We start from the raw sequence: 17,540 nt of genomic DNA on the forward strand, positions 1-17,540 counted from the left end.
TGCAAAGGGAACTAGAATGAATGGATCAGGATCCACCCCGGCGGATATGGGCGTTGTTCTGGCGGTGATTGCTGGCGTGCTGGTAATGATCGTGGGTGGTGTCATCGTCAAGATAGTCAGGGATCATATTGGCATGTCACCCAACCGGGATTTGCAACGCTCCTCCACGCCGCCGAAGGGCGAACTTGTCCGGGTTTGTTTTGCTGCAGTCGTCAAGGCAAGACGGTTACGCGATATTGGGGCGACCACCGGCGTTGCGGCTAAACTGTTTTCTGAAGCGTCGCTACGTTGGGCTGGTGCCGAAGCTCTATGGGCGAACAAGTGTGCTCGTATGGGAATCAAGCCTATAGATACATGTCCGCAAAATGAAGATTGGGACGTGGTGGTGGCTTTTACGGCAATACTGCCCGAGAACGCTATCCCGCAGAACAGACTGAACATGCGTGCCGTCCTGAAGAACGCTGCGGAAAACAATACTCTAAAATATGAGGGTCTCTATGATTGCCCTCTCGCGCTTGATCCCCTTCGTTTCGGGTTCCAGGCCGGGTGAGGAACTGTTGTCGAAATTACCCTGCATTTTCGAATGCGGGGTGGTTCTCTTGCCTGCGCCAATGTTCCAGCCCGAAAGGTCTTGGATCAGCCATGTGCGGGCTCGACCGGCGAGGACGTAGATCGTGTCCGCCTCGAAATTGCCTGGGGAAACACGGCCCCGCATGCGGATGAAGATCTCCGTACCCTGATGTTCGGCGCAGAGTGTATCCCCGACTTTTTGCCGTTCAGGATGAAATTGTCGATGCTGCGTTCGTGGGGCAGATAGGAAGTAGAAACGAAGTCTCCGGCGCTAAAATCCTGGGCCTTCAAATCGACAGAAGTGCCTTCTCTAGACGTTCGCGCATGGTTTTTCGCAGTTCCTCGGGCGCCTCAATCCGGATCTGACCTCGCCAGGTGAAGATATGGTCTGCCAGTTCCTGCAGGCCTCCCGTTCTGAAGCTGACCACAAGCTCCGTACCATCATCGATGAGATGCTGGGCGGGATGGAACCGCCATTTTCGGGCCCGGTCGCGGGCCTCGGCCGAGACCCGCAAAATAACCAGATAATCTTCTTCTCGCCATATGCCAAAACTCCGCGCCAACCACTCGTCGAGATTCCAGTCCTCGGGTGCGCAGCCAAGGCGCTTTGACAGGGAGGCGTTGCTCATACGATCCAGTCGGTAGAAGACAGGTTCGTCCAGCGGTTGATTATTCTTGCTCGGGAAACAGCCAATCAGGTAAGTGGTTTGCCCGTAGAGTAGTCCCATAGGGATGACTCTTCGCCATTGGCTAATCTGGGTACTCTCGGAGCTATAGTCGAATTCGACGCAGCATCCTGCAAGGATTGCTGATTGGATTGTGGTTAAGATATCTGTTGTAAAGTCATTGAGGGGACCGGCCATTACCCGGCTGCGTTGCAGGCGTGCCAAGGCCTCAAGATCCGGTGCAACGCGTCTTCGTTCGCGGTCATTGAATGATGACTTTATCTTGCCTAACAGGCTTTCAATCTGGGGGGCGTGCTGAGCCCCGGCCTGGCTCAGTGCAGTGGCTTCGAGCTGCAGTGCCGCGACTTCGCTCACCAAGGGTTTGACATAGACGCGTCGCAGGCTTTCCTTGATAAAGAAGCGCTTGGAGCGGTCGTCGAGACGCTCCTCTATGTCGAATTCGCTTCGCAAGGTATCGCGTAAACGCTCGGCGGTACGCCGGTTTACACCAAGATGATGGGCGATTTCGTCGAGCGTGAGCCCCTCATCTGTCTCAGACAGAAGATGGACCAGCATCAGGGCACGACGCAATTTACCCATTCTGCGCGTATTTTCTGACGGCGGGGTTCTCTTGGGCATCTGGTGATTACAATCGTTGCTCATGGGGTACTTCGCAAAGCTTCGTGGAATCGCCTATTCAAGTCTGGGAAGGGCTGGAAGGTCTCACGGTGGTTGACGTATATCGAATGTCATTCATCCCTGACCCCTCGAAAGGCCGCGGGCTATCTGGGTGAGGGCGATACCGGTTGTGCATGCCCGTCTGTGGTCTGGCAGTAAACTGCCTGAAGCGCTCTTATCATATAGGTGGGTGATCCCGATATCTCGCATCACATATGTGAACCTCGCCTGTGCCGCTGTCCGTCCGAACAGGAGGGCAGGATCATCTGTCGCCTCGTTCTGCTTGCGATGAAAGAAGCTGGGCGTTCAACCTTCCGATGTTCGGTCAGCGCTCCATCATCTCCGGGACTAGCCAAGTCTGAGCGGTGCCCCGTGTCGACCTGTGGACGATCAGGCAGTTCCCAGAATATTGACGGTAATGAATTGGCCTTGCCGGAAAGCGGAGCAGCGTCGCAAAAATTGCTGAGAAGTCGCAAGAACCGTTAATACTATCCGAGCGCATGCAAACAGCAGTGTTTATCGCCTCGACCCTGGTGTCTTCAACTTGATGACATAGGCGATGATGGCCGCGACCGGCTTGAAAAACTCTGGCGGTATTTCGGTATCCAGCGGCAGTGTGTAGAGCCCGCGTGCGAGAGGGGGGTTGTTGACGATTGGCACACGGGCGTCATCTGCTGCGGCACGAATGCGTGCTGCCAGTTCGTCGGTGCCTTTGGCTACGATTTTAGGTGCGGCTGTGGAATCGCTCTCATATGCAAGGGCTACCGCGTAATGAGTGGGGTTGGTGACAATAACGGTTGCCGTTTTCACCGATTGGAGCATGCGTTGTCGGGCGCGACGCATCCTCAATTGATGTCTTTTGGCCTTGATCTTGGGATCACCGTCTTCCTGCTTCGTCTCGTCCTTTATATCCTGGTGACTCATCCGTAGCTTCTGGAGGCGACTGTATCGCGTCCATAATTCATCGAGTACAGCGATTAAAACCTGAACAGCGAGGATAACGAGGGTGGCGTAGACAAACCAGGAAACGAGCTCCTGTGTCAGCCGACGAATAGTCCATCTCTCCGCTTCAGGGGCAATATGCAGCGTTCCGCGTGCTACGTTGTATAGCACAACACCAAACACCAAAAATTTTGCCAGACTCTTGAGGAGTTCGACAAGATTTCGGGCACTGAACACACGTTTGACCCCGGCGGCAGGAGACAGCCGTTTGAGGTCGGGAGCAAGCGCCTGAGGCCTGAACAGGAACTGTGTCTGGAAGAGACCGAAACCTATGACAGCTGCCATGCATGCCCCACCGAACGGAGCGATCAGGAGGATTCCTTCAGCAAACGCCTGATGGACGATACGCCCGATCGTTGCTGTATCGTCGATCGGGGTGGAGAAGTGCTCCAGCAATCCATGCATATGGGTGATGAAGCGATATCCCGAAGTCGCCCCGGTCATTGAGAATACCGCAAGGAATATTCCCAGCACGAGCAGCATCTGTGTTTCACGCGACTGGGCAACATTTCCCTCTTCCCTTGCTTTGGCAAGGCGGCGCGGGGTAGGGGCCTGTGTGCGATCTTCGCTGCTTCCTTCCTCAGCCATAGACTGGGCGCGAAGTACGAGTTGGGAGGGCTAGGTTATTGGAATGCATGGATGCCAGGAAGCTGAAGAAGTGTTTCCTGCATACGTTCCTGCCAGACGCCAGTGATGACCTGAATCAGGAGAGCGATCAGGAATACGCCGCCCAGAAGCTGGGCAGGCATGGCAATTCCGTAAACCTGAATAGCAGGCATCAGTCGGTTCAGTACGCCGAGAAGCGCAGGCCACAGGGTGCCGACAAGAACGAACGGAGCAGCGTATTGAAGGCCAAGCCTGAAGCTCAGTGATACGCTCATGACAGCAGCCTGCGCCATATCATTCAGAAAAGGGAATTGGCCCGGCAAGAACACTTTGTAAGAGCCTGTGAGCGCGGCGAGGGGCAGGATATACAATCCTGTCGTCAGAAAAAGTACCGGGATGAGGAAAGAGGCCATATGACTGATGGCGGTACTTGAGGCGCCCAAGTCCGGGTCGGGTTGTAAAACACTCGCCAGACCCGTGAAAGTTGCAATGAACTGCATAGCGATGATGAGTGACATCGCGATCAGTCGCGCCATCCATCCGATGAAAGTCCCTATAAGCAATTCCTGAGCAATCATGACGATCAGGAGAGCCGGGCTCTTGAGGGCTGGCGTCACCACGGGGGTGAGCACAGGCTCCAGCAGCGGGACAAGCAGGAAAGAGATCGTAACAGCTATACCTGCGCGCACTGTCATGGGTGATGTGGATTCACCCAGCCCTGGCGCTACCATGACAAGTGTACTGACACGGCACAGGATCATCAGATAGACGGCTACCACATCGGGGGATGGAAGAGCCAGCATCTACCTATTCCGCAATATTCCGAACAACGCCCGCAGTGTCGACATTGCTCTGTTCATGATCCGCCAGCGATGACCATCTGATCGAAAATCTGCATCGCATAATTATGCAGGGTTGCGTAAATGAACGAGCTTGTCAGCATAAGGGCAAGCATTGCAGCGACAAATTTGGGTACAAAAGATAGCGTTGCTTCGTTGACTTGGGTAACTGCCTGAAAAAGCGAGATCAGGATGCCTGCGGCAAGCGAGGCGAGAAGCGACGGGGCACCCATCTTGACCGCTACGAACAGGGATTCCTGCAGGATCTCGTGAATGTCTACCGTATGTTGCATGCCGTTCTGCGTTCAGATCGACATTTTCATTACATCTTGATAGGCTTGCACAAAGCGATCACGAACTGCCGTTACGGTCTGCAGCGTCAATTTTGCCTCAGCGACAGATGTCGCGATCTCAGTCATATCGCCATGCCCTGAGAGACCGGCCGCGGTCTGGGTTTCGGCAACTTTTCCGGTATGCACCGCATCCTGCAGCGCACCACTGAGTGCGTCACTGAAACTTCCGGTACCAATGCTGGAGGTGTCAGCTTGTTTGGCCGGGCCCGTTGCGGATTGCAGGCTACGCTGAACTTCTCCATACGCGTTCATGGCGTCGAAACTACGGGTGGTGACGTCGCTGATCATGAGCCTCTACCGAATCATCTGCCGCAGGGAGGGCAGATTGTTGCCAAGGTCGTTCGTAACGTGAACCGATCATGACAGCAATATCTTTCGGCAGCGTTATCGGTGCGCCCACTGTGTCATCACTTTTCCGGCGTCGGGCTTTTTGAGGAAATTTGTCGTGTCATGCTTCTGCTGTGCGACTTTTCGGGTATCGTGGCCCAACCATCGAGCGAACCTTCACGAAGGATATGAAAGTGGTTTCACCGCGAGGCTTGTTCCTCTCTGCGCGCGCGGTCTTGTGCGCTACGGTACCGTGTCTGGCGACGGGGTTAACAGGAATGTCGGCTCCGGCTTACGCTGGTACAGTGTTGCCCGGGAATGGAGACAGCATACGTTGTCCCTCTGGAGTTGTTCGGATCGCCGAGGTGCAGGCAATTGTCGATTATGTCGGGCAGGAAGCAAAAAACAGGGTGATCGGATCGGCCTCAATCGAGGTGTGTTCTGATAACGAGACAAAATATATAGATATCATAACACGCGGCACGCCTGACGACGTTTCGAACAATGGTCAACAGGGACAGAAAAGCGGGATAGACGGATCAATCCAGATTCACGGCCGTACTGCGCAGCTCAATACCAACGTCTATATTCCGTTGACGGAATCCGATGCCATGCAGTGCAACAGGCAGGAGGAATCACAACCTGATGGCGTTTGTAAACCACATGCCCAAGTGGCCAGTTTTACCGGCACGTGGGTTTTTTCTCTTGGAAAATGGAGGATGTTCCGGACCGGCGCTGAAACCGAAGGGGGTTCGGTCATCGTGGCGGCGCGTATACTCAACGGTCCGGTTGAGTAAGGCTCTAGCTACCCATGGGATGAACAGGCCCCTTGCCGTTGGAGGCGAGGGGCCTTTTTTATTTTACTGGAAGAGAGAGAGGATGTTCTGCGACTGTGAGTTGGCGATGGTAAGCGACTTGATGGCGAGGGACTGCTTGGTCTGAAGCGATGTCAGCTTGGCGCTGGCTGCGGACATGTCTGCGTCGGTCAGGGAGCCGATACCGTTGGTGAGGTTGTCGGAGATGCTTGAGCCGTAGGTGCTCATGTTGTTGATGACGTTGGTGTTTGCGCCCAGGGTGGAGGTCACGAAGGTCATGGCCTTGATGGCGGCCTGAACCTGCGAGATCATGTCGGAAACGCTCTTGTTGCCGCCGAGTACGCCACCGGTGGACTCGAACACGTTGGTGGTCGGGTTTGCACCGCTCGTGCCGCTGCCCGTGGTGAGGCCCAGTGCGTCGGTCAGGCTTGTGCCGGCGATGCCGCTCTGGAAGAACGAGGAGGAAACGGCCGGTGCGCCAGCGACGCTGCTTCCGCCCATGTAGGAAGCGATGGCGGCGTTGAAGCCTGTGACGGTCGTCTGGTCGCCCTGAAGGCCGGTGATGTAGCTGAGGTTGCTGGACGTGATACCCAGGCCGTCGCTTGTGCTGCCCGAGATCAGGTTCACGCCGTTGAAGGTTGCGTTACGTGCGATGGTATCGATCTGCTGGAGCAGGCCGGTGATCTGGGTGCCGATCTGGTCGAGAGCGGCCGGGCTGCCCTGGTTGTTGCCAAGGGTGGTCACTGCGTTCTGGACGCTGTTGAGCACGCTGATGATCTGGTTGACGGCGGTGCTGGTCGAGCTGACCGTCTGTGCGGCGAAGGAGAGGCCGTCATTCACAGCGGACTGGCCAGAGACGTTGCCCTGCATCTGCTGCGCGATGCCGTAGGCAGCGGCGTTGTCGGCAGCGCTCGAGACCTTGCGGCCGGTCGAGATGGTGTTTTCAGCGTTGCTCAGGGCCGTCTGGGTGGCGTTCAGGGTCTGAACGGCGACCATCGCCGAGGCATTGGTGTTGATTGAAAGGCTCATCGAATTTCTCCTGGTGCTCGCCCAGATATCGGGCCACGCAAGCATCATAAAACCCGAAATGGATAAGAGAAGATTACCAGAATGGAAGAACCCAGATGATACCCGTACAGGCATCACGTTCGATCAGACCACAGACGATACAGCAAACAGAGATAACCGATACGTCTCATTAACGATCTCAGGGGAATCCATCATCAAGACATGGCGTGCGCCCGAGTGGAGGAGTGTTGTCTCGGCTGTGATCCTCGGTCATACAAAGACAAATCCGACTGTCTTGAGATCCATGTGGCAATGGCCAGACAGCACTTTCACAGTACGAGTCGATACGGAAGCAGGACGATGGTTCTTCGCGTGATCTCCAAAGCAGATGCTGAAACACTGAGAAAGTTCAGAAAAAGAAATCCTGCGGCTGACAATCTGGAAGTGGTACCGTCATTTGACGTGCTCGCACTCGACCGCAGTTATATGGTGGAGAACGGCCTTCTGGATGTTAATATCCGGGCGTCGGACGATCAGGTGGCCGAAATCTTTTCCCATGTCATTCAGTGGAGTCAGTGTGTTGCTGACGGTGTGCCGCGCACAATCTTCAGCGATAAATCATCGATACCAGATAATTTTGGGGAACTGGCGAACGCGCTCTTGCAGACGCTTCCCGAGGATTGGGACCTGATTGTTTGGGGCGTTGATTACAACGGCCTGATGATTGTCAAAATGCCCAATCAGATGGGTGACTGTATCCTCAAATGTGACGACCATCCATCAACCGGCCCTACAGGTCCTCTGGGAGACCGTAAAACCCCTGCGTTGCTCTTGAAGCTGAGCGCAATCGAGGGAATGTCCGGATATACGGTTTCGCCACGTGGCGCATCGATCCTGATGAATTCGCTGCCAATCCGAGAATATAGCTACAGGAGCAAGCTGGCGGGGCGCGAGATGAGGGGCGTCTCTCTCAGCACCCTCTTTTCGAGTTTGATCGAACATGGTGCTATGGCTGCGCATGTCTCATTCCCCCCGCTGGTTGTTGGCCGGCTACCAGAAGACGTTTTCAAGTCTGTTGGAGCTGTCGATGAGTCATTTGACTATGCGTATATCAATGTCAGGCAGCTTTTCGATGATTGCCTGAGCAAAAGTGCATGTCGTCCTATCTGTTCGAATGAAGCTGGAGCTTTTCCCAAGCTCATTCATTTTGTCGAGACCACTCCTGAAAAAGTCGTCTTTGATGACGTGAATTACTTCTCCGAGAAAAAGCCGCCTGGTATCAGGCCTTTTGGCTTCAGTCATTATATGGCTGTGCTTTCCGCAGCGACTCATCATCCGGGGTTCAGGATTGTCCTCTGGTGCATCGCCGAACGTGAAGGGCCCTATTGGGAGGCAGTAAAGCATATAGCGGATATTGTGATCGTACCTGCGCCGCAGCGTATTTTTGGTAATCCGGTCATGCATCCTGCTCATCAGTCAGATATCATCAGAATGAGTGTCTTGCGGGCATACGGTGGAATTTATCTCGACCTGGATACGATCACCCTCAAAAGTCTGGAACCCCTCTTCTCCGCGACGCAAACTGTTATGGCTCGCGAGCTCATCTCAACAGATCCAAGGGTGGAAGCCGAAAGTCTGGGCAATTCAGTTATACTCTCCCCACCAGACGCCCCGTTCATGGCTGCATGGTGGGACAGCTACAAGCATTTCGACTCCCGGTATTGGGCGCATTCTTCGACAAAGATGCCCCACCTTTTGAATGCAGCGCGACCTGGTCTGGGGGCCATTCTTGCTCCGGAAGCTTTCTTTGTACCTTCCTGGGACCGAGCAGGGCTTTCCTCGCTTTTCGAGCAGGCTGTCGCTTTTCCGGACGCATACGTTTTCCATCTGTGGGAAAGTATGTCGTGGCCAGTCCTAAAGGAAATAGACGAAGCCAATATCTGGTCGCGGTTCGATACCTATTCGCTCGCCTGCCGTGCGATTCTTTGCAACGGCCATATCGAACACCTTGCTGAGCTACGCGATAGGTGCGCTGCATTTCCTCTCGTATCGACGGAAGATCATGGATTGCAATCTGTATTTCAGCAGATTTACAGAAACAATGATTGGGGAAGTTCCGGTCGCGTATATTCCGGGGTTGGGTCAGATCCTGATAAATGTAGTGATTATATAAACTTTATCTGTCACTATATTATACGCAACAAATTCCGGACAGTGCTAGATATTGGCTGTGGAGATTTCCGAGTGGGGGCCGAAATCGCACGGCGTTGCCCGGACACAATGTTCGTCGCGATGGATCTTGTGCACGAAGTTATTGCTGTAAATAAACGTACCTACTCCAATCTGACGAATGTGCATTTCGGCGTAATCAATCTTGTCGAGCAGGTTCCCGTTGCTGACGGGGATTTGGTTATCGTGAAAGATGTATTGCAACACCTTTCAAACCAGTCGATCATCAAGGCGATCAGTAATATCTCGCGATACCGAGAAATAATTCTGGTTAATTATATGCTGCCTGACTATCCCGTCATCAACGAAGACAAAGTTGATGGCAAACATATCCGAGGTGGTCGCCTCGATTTTTCACTTCCGCCTTTTGGCTTCACAACCGAAACATTGGCTAGGTTGATAATCAAGGGTTCTCCGGGCCTTACTGAGGTCGTGCGCTATCGTCCGGCAACGGGCTAGATAACGATAGAGCTGACTTCGGGCGCCGCAGGTGGAGATGCGCTTTCGCGGTCCACGTCTTTCATCGACTCGCGGTTATGTTTTCGTGATTCAAGAAGTTTCTGTTCATCAGATTTAGAGCGTGTGGAAACGGAACGTATGGACAAATGGCTTATTACACTCGCACGCACGCCTGAACGACTGGAGGCCTTTCGCCGCGACAATCCTACCTTCACAGATGTACGGGTTTTTGAGGCAATCGACGGTCTGAGGCTCGATCGCGCAGTGCTTATTGCACAGAAGATCCTGGATCCCGCTTTGCAATACAGCGTTGGAGCGCTTGGCTGCGCCATGTCTCATCTCACGATATGGACGAACGCCCTGCAAGAAGGGCAGGGATGCACAGTTTTCGAAGATGATGCGATCATCAGCGAGAGTTTCGATGAAAAAAGCACTGACCTCTTTGCCACGCTGCCTGAAGATTGGGATCTGGTATTGTGGGGATACAACACAGATGCCCACCTCACATTTAGAAATGCGGAGACAGGGTTTTATTGCACGTCGCGCTTTGATCATCAAAATCTTCTGAAATACAAAGAAGATTTCAGAAAAAAATCGGGGCAGTCATTGCTGTTTGGCTTGCTGCGCGCTCACGGGCTGATTGGTTATTCCATCTCACCCGGCGGTATTTCCAAAATGCTGGCACATGTTCTGCCATTGCGGCCGATGCAGACATTTTATCCTGGTCTGGAGAAGAACAAGGAAAATACTGGCATCGATGATATGATGGCGGCTTGCTACGACAAGATGCAGGCCTGGGTTGCTTTTCCACCTCTCGTTCTTGCCAAGAACGATGTGGCCAATAGCACTGTGCAGACACAACGTTGATTTTTTAGATGTGCCGTCAGGGCGGGCCCCTTGCCGTTGGAGGCGAGGGGCCTTTTTTATTTTACTGGAAGAGAGAGAGGATGTTCTGCGACTGTGAGTTGGCGATGGTAAGCGACTTGATGGCGAGGGACTGCTTGGTCTGAAGCGATGTCAGCTTGGCGCTGGCTGCGGACATGTCTGCGTCGGTCAGGGAGCCGATACCGTTGGTGAGGTTGTCGGAGATGCTTGAGCCGTAGGTGCTCATGTTGTTGATGACGTTGGTGTTTGCGCCCAGGGTGGAGGTCACGAAGGTCATGGCCTTGATGGCGGCCTGAACCTGCGAGATCATGTCGGAAACGCTCTTGTTGCCGCCGAGTACGCCACCGGTGGACTCGAACACGTTGGTGGTCGGGTTTGCACCGCTCGTGCCGCTGCCCGTGGTGAGGCCCAGTGCGTCGGTCAGGCTTGTGCCGGCGATGCCGCTCTGGAAGAACGAGGAGGAAACGGCCGGTGCGCCAGCGACGCTGCTTCCGCCCATGTAGGAAGCGATGGCGGCGTTGAAGCCTGTGACGGTCGTCTGGTCGCCCTGAAGGCCGGTGATGTAGCTGAGGTTGCTGGACGTGATACCCAGGCCGTCGCTTGTGCTGCCCGAGATCAGGTTCACGCCGTTGAAGGTTGCGTTACGTGCGATGGTATCGATCTGCTGGAGCAGGCCGGTGATCTGGGTGCCGATCTGGTCGAGAGCGGCCGGGCTGCCCTGGTTGTTGCCAAGGGTGGTCACTGCGTTCTGGACGCTGTTGAGCACGCTGATGATCTGGTTGACGGCGGTGCTGGTCGAGCTGACCGTCTGTGCGGCGAAGGAGAGGCCGTCATTCACAGCGGACTGGCCAGAGACGTTGCCCTGCATCTGCTGCGCGATGCCGTAGGCAGCGGCGTTGTCGGCAGCGCTCGAGACCTTGCGGCCGGTCGAGATGGTGTTTTCAGCGTTGCTCAGGGCCGTCTGGGTGGCGTTCAGGGTCTGAACGGCGACCATCGCCGAGGCATTGGTGTTGATTGAAAGGCTCATCGAATTTCTCCTGGTGCTCGCCCAGATATCGGGCCACGCAAGCATCATAAAACCCGAAATGGATAAGAGAAGATTACCAGAATGGAAGAACCCAGATGATACCCGTACAGGCATCACGTTCGATCAGACCACAGACGATACAGCAAACAGAGATAACCGGTGGTTGGCCGGAAGGGCTTTGATGAAGCGCGTTGTTAATTTCGATATAGCGCAGCAAGGTGCCTCGATCACCGATATCGAGGCGAGAGGGTTTCCTGACGATTGGCATGTCTTATGAAAGGCAGATCACACCACATCGCGGAGGGCCCGGTTCGGTGCGCTACTGAGGCCATCATCATGGTTACACTGCATGGTTCGAAGCTAAGATTGATGCGCGATTCGACTGTTCTCGTCAGAATGCTGGCTTGGGGGGCTGGATGTGCAGCGCCCGAGACGACCAAGACTTGTGGTGCGGTGCAGGCTCTAATCTGAGATTAGTTGTCTTGAGCCCGTCGTTGCGTGGAGGGCCGTGCACTACGAGGCGCCGAGACAGCAGGTCTCGTATCACGATCCCTGTTGGAGTGCGGCCTCCTCGCGGGTGCCCAGTCTCAACCCTCTCTTTGCCAGGTGAGAGACGGGCGAGGTGAGTGTAGCAACTCTTCGTGATAAAAGTGCTTGCCAAATCGGGCAGGCATAACTATTACGTGATACGAATGTTATCGATATTTTGACCTTTAACGGGCAAAGTATCATCGCAGGACAAATTTAAATATATAAACTAATGTAGCTAAGTAGTTAGTGTATATATCGGATTATTTTTTCTGATCTGTCTATTTGAATTTTGGGTTTCTTGGTCATGCCGCGAATTCCACTTGGGCGTCTACTCCATGTGTCGACCATCTTTATGACACTAGCGCTTGCGATGAATGTGCATGCGCTCGCCAGTCGTATGGGTGAAGATGACCGCAGCACCCAGCCTGAAAACACCGATACAGCAAATCTGACTGCCAAGCTTCAGGCACCACTTCCCAAACCTCATCATGAGCAGCCTTCGGTATCTGCGGTTTCGGCGAATACGGAAGGGTGGAAGACCATCCCTGTGACATCGGAAGGGATCCGAGCTGACGACGATGCAATTCCGGTCGACGCAGCCTTCCTGAAGAACGATGGTCCTGCTGCATCCTGTATCGGCATATCCTGTGTGCCGGGTGGTGCTACGGACATGACAGATACACCGACCACAGATCAGGCCCAGGCTGAACTGGTAAAGCGTCTGCTGTCGCACCAGGGATCCATAGAGGATGAACGTCGCAAGCTTGAGGAGCAGAAACACGTTCTGGACTCGGCACGTATCGTTCTTGAGGAGAAGATGCGCGCCATTGATAATTCGATGGCCGAACTTGCTGAAAAACAGGCGCAGCATAAAGAGATGATGGTCGCAGAGACCTCGCGTCTCGTGAAGATCTACGAGGAAATGCCGCCGAGAGAGGCCGCTGCGGTTTTCAATATCATGGATATCCACGTGCTCGTGTCGATTGCAAACAGCATGAACCCGCGGAAGATATCAGCGATTATGGGATACATGTTTCCCGAGCGGGTCAACACGGTGTCGCAGTATCTGGCTGGCGTACGTAATTTCCACCTTAACCGGAGTGGTCCTGACAGCGTGGCTGGTCATGCGGGTAGTGTGGGCACACTCTCATGGCTCCCAAGTGTAGGCTCAGATCATCCACCTGTTCCGAAAGAGTAGATCCTACGCATAGAATCTTGATGTTCAGCCTGACTGAGATAGTAGAGTTAATCACCACCGACCTGCCGCAAGGGCTGAAAAATGAACGCCATGCACCCTGGATTACGCGCCTATAAAGCAGTCGCAGAGACAAGCCTGTCCGGTAGAGAAGCGGAGGTGGTCGCTTTCACGATGATGATCGAAGAGTTGCAAAATGCAGAGGCAGATGCGAGCCTGCGCGCCAAAGCTCTCGACCGACACCAGAAATTATGGTCGCTTATCATGAAGGCCAATATCATTGACAGCGGCCATACGCCGGATGATGAACGGGCATTGATTGTAAACCTTGCGGATAAAGCTCAGAAATACGGGATCCAGGCTATCCTGAACGATAAGCTGACTCTATTTCCCCTTATTGATATTTCCCGGGATGTGCTTGACGGATTAACAGGAGTGACGGGCTGATCAACAGCCCGAACACACTGATCAGACCAGAGATAACTCTCAGAAGAAATCTATTTCGCCGGCGGCGGCTGGTGAAGGGGCATTCCTGCCTGTAAAGAGACCCTGCACACTTCCAAGTTGGACATCTTTGAGAAGATCTTCGAGATTCAGCTGTGTGTCATCATCACGGCACGCAGTGTGCATGAAGTTGCGTAGTATGATAGTGATCGCGTCCACAAACTGGGTCGCGTGATCGAGCTTCTGCAGATTTCTGATCTCGCTTTCATGAAAACTCATATTAAGCGCGGATCTCTCGATAGCTGCCTGGACACTTAGCAGATCGCCATGTGTGATAACCAGTTGCGCAACAATATTGGATATAAATTCGCGAGGCTCGGTGTTCATCGATTGCATGAATCCCAAATAGCTTAAGCTGGGAGGTATTTCCCGTAGATTGGCAGGCGCGTAAAAACTCTGAACCTCATTTGCTGCGACTGGAGGGGGTGTCGCGTCAGCACCTGGACGATCGGATCGGCGATCTTTCAAAATAGCTCGACATGGGTCTTGTCGTCAGTTTTCCACTTTCTTTCGAAAGCGGCTTCTTTCTTGTTATAGGCCTGCTCCTGAACACCGATTGCGCGGCCATCCTCGACAAGATTTTGCTGTGCGCGCCCGGTGGCTGGCCAAAAGCGTATGCGTCTCGCCTGGGTGCCCCCCAGACTTTGCGCGACGCAGGATATTCTCTCGTTTGCAAGGTATCCCATCACAAAGAGGCTGTTTTCCTGACCGATCTTGCCCAGGGAAGGCACGATCGCAGCGCCTCCAAATGCCTTGCACAACAGGCGGTCTCTCTTGCCGCCAGAAGTCAGGATGCCGTTTATCAGCTTTTCCATAGCATTTACCCCAAAACGAAGGGCCGTGCTGTTGTCGCATCCTTCTCCTGTAGGAAGGAGAAAGTGATTCATGCCACCTATCCCGGCAAGTGGATCGTACATGCATACGGAGATGCACGATCCCAGCAGGGTGGTAAGTAGAGTGTCAGCCCCCCCGGCAACAACGACATCACCCTGAATGACGGTTTGGGTAAGCATTTGCTGTTGCATCAGGTGATAGGTCCGAAGACCTTCTCCAGTACTTCGCGTAGCTTGGCGACGGTATAGGGCTTTGCGAGGAAATTATTCACGCCCGCTTTGATTGCCTCTTGTACGAGATCACGACTCGCTTCGCTCGTGAGAATGACAAAAGCTGTTTTCTGTGTCTTGGGATTTTCTCGCACTGCGCGAAGCAATGCGAGGCCGTCCATGACAGGCATGTTGAAATCCGAGATCACCAGGTGGGTGGGATTCTGCCCCAGATACTCAAGTGCCTCCTTGCCGTCTTTGCGCTGGGCTACTTGCGTGAAACCAAGCTGGGCAAGATTGTTGGCTAGAACCTGACGGATAGAAGCCTGGTCATCGACAATCAGAGCTCGAATTTGAGAGGCTGCGGGCATATCGGGTCCTTAGGGCTTCACGCTGAGAGAAGGTAATGTGTCAGGCTTTGATAATTGGCGAATAAAGCGGATCATGGTGTTAACGTACCCGAGCGGTCATCGCGGCATGGCTGATCTGGTTGAGCGGCACGATCTGCGCCGCTGCCCCGATTTCAGCAGCGACGCGGGGCATTCCGTACACCACCGAGGTCGCTTTGTCCTGCGCAATTGTCCATGCCCCTGAACGGCGCATCGCTAGCAACCCTTCTGCACCATCCTGCCCCATACCTGTCAGAATGATGCCAAGCGCCGCCTTGCCCACCTGTTCCGCAACCGAGTCGAACAGTACGTCGACAGACGGCGTATGTCCGTTGACGGCGGGACCCGTATACAGTCGTGTCGTGACAGTTTGAGCGTTGAGGGTAACCGTCACATGATGAGAGCCACCGGGCGCAATTCGGACATCGCCCCTTTGCAGGACTTCGCGATCCTGTGCTTCGCGTATCGATAGCGCCTCTATTTTCTTATCGAGACGGGCAGCGAAACTTGCTGTGAAAAATGCTGGCATATGCTGACATATGACAATGGGTGGGCTGTCAGGAGGGAACCCGCTCAAGACCTCCTCAAGTGCCTCGACGCCTCCGGTCGATGAGCCTATGGCGACAACGGCAAAATTCTGAGACCAGACAAGGCGCTCAGGTGTCGATGCTGGCAGCTTCGTCTCTTTGGCGCGTGTTTCCGGCTTGGACTTTGCCGCCTGGCGGACGATCCCTGGCAGGCCGGCATAGGCGTTGACTCCGGGGGCGGATGACATTGCCTTGGGGAAACAGTCGAAGGCACCCATCTGCAAGGCAGTGAGTGCCAGTTCGGCATTCCGCTGTGTCAGGCTCGAGACCATGACGACCGGGATCGGTCGCAACCGCATGATCTTGTCCAGGAACTGTAGCCCATTGATATTCGGCATTTCGATATCAAGCGTAATGACATCAGGCTGGTCCTTGATGATCATAGCCTTGGCTTCGAGGGGATTGGAGGCTTCGCCTGTGATCAGCAGATCAGGATGCCCCTGAAAAGCATGGCGTATCATCGCGCGCGCCGTCCGGGAGTCGTCAACTACAAGTACTTTCACCGGGGGGGACAAGCCTAGCCCTCCTTTTTGTATATGGTCGGTGCAATATTGATCAATCCGCACTGCGCAGCATTGGCGACGCGTTCCGAATGACCGACATAAAGGAAGCCACCCGGCTCGAGGCGTTCGGCAAGACGAGCCCACAATGCTTCGCGCGTTGTATCATCGAAATAGATGACAACGTTGCGGCAGAAGATGACTGAAAAGCTGCCGCGGAAAGGCCATCCAGCATTCAGATTGAGGACCCGGAAGCTTGGTAGGGCACGCAACGAGGCGCTCATGCTTGCCGAACCGCCGTGGTCCACAAGATAGAGAGAACGTTCCCGCTCCGGAATTCCCTCGAGTTCGTCGCGAGCATAAATGCCTTCGGCGGCACGGGCCACGACTTCGCTGTTGATGTCTGTCGCCAGAATGCGGAAATCAAAGGACCCTATTTCCGGAAAGCTTCCTAGCGTCGTCATGGCGATGCTCCACGGCTCCTGCCCTGTCGAGCAGGCCGCTGACCACATACGTATCTTCTTTCCCTGACGAAGCAAGGGAATCAGGGAGGGCATGACTTCGGTGCGCAAATGATCGAAGTGATTCCGCTCACGAAAGAAGCCCGTTACGTTCGTTGTGAGAGCGCAGATCAGCTTTTCGAGCTCGACCGTGCCGGCAGGGCTGGTGGCAAACTGCAGATACGCCTCGAAGCTGCCCATCTGCATTTCGCGCACACGTCGCGACACACGTGCATAGACGAGCGCCTTCTTGGTGTCTGGCAGGCAGATACCAGCTTGTTCTTGTGCGATTCCCTGCAGACGTCGAAAATCGCTGTCTGTATATTCAGGGGCAGTGAGGGTGATGGAGACGGTCATTCTTTGGGGGATTCGCCAACAAGCTGTTTGACGACCGTATCAAGCTTCAGAATTCCAATCATCCGGTTATCGACCAGCACCAGACCGTGCAAGCATCCACCCTCATCGGAGGTCGGCTGGATATCAGTCGATTTGATATCGGCGAGATCGATAACCCGGTCCACCAGAAGGCCATAAACCACACCGCCTCTTGATTCGACAATGACAACGACACGCCGGGCATTCTCAAGTTCCGGAGCAATGTTCAGGTAGGCTGCGAGATCGATAACGGTCAGGATAATGCCGCGCAAGTTGATCGCACCGCATACGTAAGCGGGGGCGAAGGGCAAAGTTGTGGTTTTTTCGAAACCTCTGATTTCGCGTACGCTAAGGATGGGTATGCAGTATTCCTGTGCACCGACTGCAAAAACGATCATCTTGATCGACGAGACACCGGGCCCTTCAATGGTTGTCAGTTGTTCGGTCATCGGA

General features: G+C 54.2%; 20 protein-coding genes. 7 read left to right on the forward strand and 13 right to left on the reverse strand.

What is annotated here, in order from left to right:
• The first annotated feature begins 16 nt into the window (after positions 1-16).
• Positions 17-550, forward strand: a complete 534-nt coding sequence (locus F3J08_RS04075; RefSeq protein WP_166928535.1) for a hypothetical protein — start codon at positions 17-19, stop codon at positions 548-550.
• 307 nt (positions 551-857) lie between these two features.
• Here the strand turns inward: F3J08_RS04075 and F3J08_RS04080 are convergent, their stop codons facing one another.
• The 5 genes from F3J08_RS04080 to F3J08_RS04100 form a co-directional block, all read right to left on the reverse strand.
• Positions 858-1,898: a YafY family protein gene (locus F3J08_RS04080; protein WP_205206700.1), complete on the reverse strand. Its 1,041-nt coding sequence runs from the start codon at positions 1,896-1,898 to the stop codon at positions 858-860.
• 531 nt (positions 1,899-2,429) lie between these two features.
• Positions 2,430-3,503 (reverse strand): flagellar biosynthesis protein FlhB, encoded by a 1,074-nt coding sequence (locus F3J08_RS04085; RefSeq protein WP_166928536.1) that lies wholly within the window; start codon positions 3,501-3,503, stop codon positions 2,430-2,432.
• A gap of 35 nt (positions 3,504-3,538) precedes the next feature.
• A complete protein-coding gene (locus F3J08_RS04090) occupies positions 3,539-4,324 on the reverse strand; it encodes a flagellar biosynthetic protein FliR (RefSeq protein WP_023979284.1) in 786 nt (261 codons plus the stop codon).
• Between the two features lie 53 nt (positions 4,325-4,377).
• Entirely contained in the window at positions 4,378-4,653 is a 276-nt protein-coding gene (locus F3J08_RS04095) for a flagellar biosynthetic protein FliQ (protein WP_023979283.1), read from the reverse strand.
• Positions 4,654-4,665: 12 nt separating this feature from the next.
• A complete protein-coding gene (locus F3J08_RS04100; protein ID WP_023979282.1) occupies positions 4,666-5,001 on the reverse strand; it encodes a flagellar hook-basal body complex protein FliE in 336 nt (111 codons plus the stop codon).
• A gap of 404 nt (positions 5,002-5,405) precedes the next feature.
• Between F3J08_RS04100 and F3J08_RS04105 the strand changes: the two genes are divergently transcribed.
• The gene (locus F3J08_RS04105; protein ID WP_122040271.1) at positions 5,406-5,837 is read left to right on the forward strand and encodes a hypothetical protein; all 432 of its coding nucleotides are present in this window, start codon (positions 5,406-5,408) and stop codon (positions 5,835-5,837) included.
• 63 nt (positions 5,838-5,900) lie between these two features.
• On the opposite strand, the gene F3J08_RS04110 is transcribed toward F3J08_RS04105, so the two are convergent.
• Positions 5,901-6,884 carry a flagellin gene (locus tag F3J08_RS04110; RefSeq protein WP_062165239.1) on the reverse strand — a complete coding sequence of 328 codons (984 nt, stop codon included), beginning with the start codon at positions 6,882-6,884 and terminating at the stop codon, positions 5,901-5,903.
• Positions 6,885-7,223: 339 nt separating this feature from the next.
• On the opposite strand from F3J08_RS04110, the gene F3J08_RS04115 reads away from it, so the two are divergent.
• Both F3J08_RS04115 and F3J08_RS04120 read left to right on the forward strand, forming a co-directional pair.
• Entirely contained in the window at positions 7,224-9,551 is a 2,328-nt protein-coding gene (locus tag F3J08_RS04115) for a glycosyltransferase (protein WP_166928537.1), read from the forward strand.
• Positions 9,552-9,689: 138 nt separating this feature from the next.
• A complete protein-coding gene (locus F3J08_RS04120) occupies positions 9,690-10,418 on the forward strand; it encodes a glycosyltransferase family 25 protein (protein WP_166928538.1) in 729 nt (242 codons plus the stop codon).
• Positions 10,419-10,479: 61 nt separating this feature from the next.
• On the opposite strand, the gene F3J08_RS04125 is transcribed toward F3J08_RS04120, so the two are convergent.
• Positions 10,480-11,463, reverse strand: coding sequence for a flagellin (locus F3J08_RS04125; protein ID WP_062165239.1), 984 nt, complete (start codon positions 11,461-11,463; stop codon positions 10,480-10,482).
• Between F3J08_RS04125 and F3J08_RS04130 the strand changes: the two genes are divergently transcribed.
• From F3J08_RS04130 to F3J08_RS04140, 3 genes are all read left to right on the forward strand, one after another.
• Complete coding sequence (locus tag F3J08_RS04130) at positions 11,447-11,740, forward strand: hypothetical protein (RefSeq protein WP_166928539.1); 294 nt, start codon at positions 11,447-11,449, stop codon at positions 11,738-11,740. The two genes, F3J08_RS04125 and F3J08_RS04130, sit on opposite strands and share 17 nt — an antisense overlap.
• A 606-nt stretch (positions 11,741-12,346) precedes the next feature.
• On the forward strand, positions 12,347-13,192 hold the full coding sequence (locus F3J08_RS04135) for a MotE family protein (protein ID WP_166928540.1): 846 nt from the start codon (positions 12,347-12,349) through the stop codon (positions 13,190-13,192).
• A gap of 81 nt (positions 13,193-13,273) precedes the next feature.
• A complete protein-coding gene (locus tag F3J08_RS04140; RefSeq protein ID WP_240149119.1) occupies positions 13,274-13,636 on the forward strand; it encodes a flagellar biosynthesis regulator FlaF in 363 nt (120 codons plus the stop codon).
• A gap of 39 nt (positions 13,637-13,675) precedes the next feature.
• On the opposite strand, the gene F3J08_RS04145 is transcribed toward F3J08_RS04140, so the two are convergent.
• From F3J08_RS04145 to F3J08_RS04170, 6 genes are all read right to left on the reverse strand, one after another.
• Positions 13,676-14,020 carry a hypothetical protein gene (locus F3J08_RS04145; RefSeq protein ID WP_162922324.1) on the reverse strand — a complete coding sequence of 115 codons (345 nt, stop codon included), beginning with the start codon at positions 14,018-14,020 and terminating at the stop codon, positions 13,676-13,678.
• A gap of 137 nt (positions 14,021-14,157) precedes the next feature.
• Positions 14,158-14,580, reverse strand: a complete 423-nt coding sequence (locus tag F3J08_RS04150) for a chemotaxis protein CheD (protein WP_240149120.1) — start codon at positions 14,578-14,580, stop codon at positions 14,158-14,160.
• 137 nt (positions 14,581-14,717) lie between these two features.
• Positions 14,718-15,107: a response regulator gene (locus F3J08_RS04155; RefSeq protein WP_023980065.1), complete on the reverse strand. Its 390-nt coding sequence runs from the start codon at positions 15,105-15,107 to the stop codon at positions 14,718-14,720.
• Between the two features lie 79 nt (positions 15,108-15,186).
• Complete coding sequence (locus tag F3J08_RS04160; protein ID WP_370458660.1) at positions 15,187-16,278, reverse strand: chemotaxis response regulator protein-glutamate methylesterase; 1,092 nt, start codon at positions 16,276-16,278, stop codon at positions 15,187-15,189.
• Positions 16,230-17,069: a protein-glutamate O-methyltransferase CheR gene (locus F3J08_RS04165; protein WP_166928542.1), complete on the reverse strand. Its 840-nt coding sequence runs from the start codon at positions 17,067-17,069 to the stop codon at positions 16,230-16,232. Before F3J08_RS04165 ends, F3J08_RS04160 begins: the two co-directional genes overlap by 49 nt.
• The gene (locus F3J08_RS04170; RefSeq protein WP_023980062.1) at positions 17,066-17,536 is read right to left on the reverse strand and encodes a chemotaxis protein CheW; all 471 of its coding nucleotides are present in this window, start codon (positions 17,534-17,536) and stop codon (positions 17,066-17,068) included. Before F3J08_RS04170 ends, F3J08_RS04165 begins: the two co-directional genes overlap by 4 nt.
• Positions 17,537-17,540 lie beyond the last annotated feature (4 nt).

Origin of the sequence: Asaia sp. As-1742 (genome assembly GCF_011753235.1) — a bacterium.
Taxonomy (GTDB): Bacteria; Pseudomonadota; Alphaproteobacteria; order Acetobacterales; family Acetobacteraceae; genus Asaia; species Asaia bogorensis_B.

Excerpts from the sequence above, each read along its gene's own strand:
- F3J08_RS04100 (WP_023979282.1), bottom strand. The coding sequence starts at position 5,001 with ATGATCAGCGACGTCACCACCCGTAGTTTCGACGCCATGAACGCGTAT.
- F3J08_RS04155 (WP_023980065.1), bottom strand. The coding sequence starts at position 15,107 with ATGCCCGCAGCCTCTCAAATTCGAGCTCTGATTGTCGATGACCAGGCT.
- F3J08_RS04080 (WP_205206700.1), bottom strand. The coding sequence starts at position 1,898 with ATGAGCAACGATTGTAATCACCAGATGCCCAAGAGAACCCCGCCGTCA.
- F3J08_RS04075 (WP_166928535.1), top strand. The coding sequence starts at position 17 with ATGAATGGATCAGGATCCACCCCGGCGGATATGGGCGTTGTTCTGGCG.
- F3J08_RS04170 (WP_023980062.1), bottom strand. The coding sequence starts at position 17,536 with ATGACCGAACAACTGACAACCATTGAAGGGCCCGGTGTCTCGTCGATC.
- F3J08_RS04090 (WP_023979284.1), bottom strand. The coding sequence starts at position 4,324 with ATGCTGGCTCTTCCATCCCCCGATGTGGTAGCCGTCTATCTGATGATC.
- F3J08_RS04095 (WP_023979283.1), bottom strand. The coding sequence starts at position 4,653 with ATGCAACATACGGTAGACATTCACGAGATCCTGCAGGAATCCCTGTTC.
- F3J08_RS04135 (WP_166928540.1), top strand. The coding sequence starts at position 12,347 with ATGACACTAGCGCTTGCGATGAATGTGCATGCGCTCGCCAGTCGTATG.
- F3J08_RS04150 (WP_240149120.1), bottom strand. The coding sequence starts at position 14,580 with ATGAATCACTTTCTCCTTCCTACAGGAGAAGGATGCGACAACAGCACG.
- F3J08_RS04140 (WP_240149119.1), top strand. The coding sequence starts at position 13,274 with ATGAACGCCATGCACCCTGGATTACGCGCCTATAAAGCAGTCGCAGAG.
- F3J08_RS04115 (WP_166928537.1), top strand. The coding sequence starts at position 7,224 with ATGGTTCTTCGCGTGATCTCCAAAGCAGATGCTGAAACACTGAGAAAG.
- F3J08_RS04125 (WP_062165239.1), bottom strand. The coding sequence starts at position 11,463 with ATGAGCCTTTCAATCAACACCAATGCCTCGGCGATGGTCGCCGTTCAG.
- F3J08_RS04110 (WP_062165239.1), bottom strand. The coding sequence starts at position 6,884 with ATGAGCCTTTCAATCAACACCAATGCCTCGGCGATGGTCGCCGTTCAG.
- F3J08_RS04120 (WP_166928538.1), top strand. The coding sequence starts at position 9,690 with ATGGACAAATGGCTTATTACACTCGCACGCACGCCTGAACGACTGGAG.
- F3J08_RS04145 (WP_162922324.1), bottom strand. The coding sequence starts at position 14,020 with ATGAACACCGAGCCTCGCGAATTTATATCCAATATTGTTGCGCAACTG.
- F3J08_RS04165 (WP_166928542.1), bottom strand. The coding sequence starts at position 17,069 with ATGACCGTCTCCATCACCCTCACTGCCCCTGAATATACAGACAGCGAT.
- F3J08_RS04085 (WP_166928536.1), bottom strand. The coding sequence starts at position 3,503 with ATGGCTGAGGAAGGAAGCAGCGAAGATCGCACACAGGCCCCTACCCCG.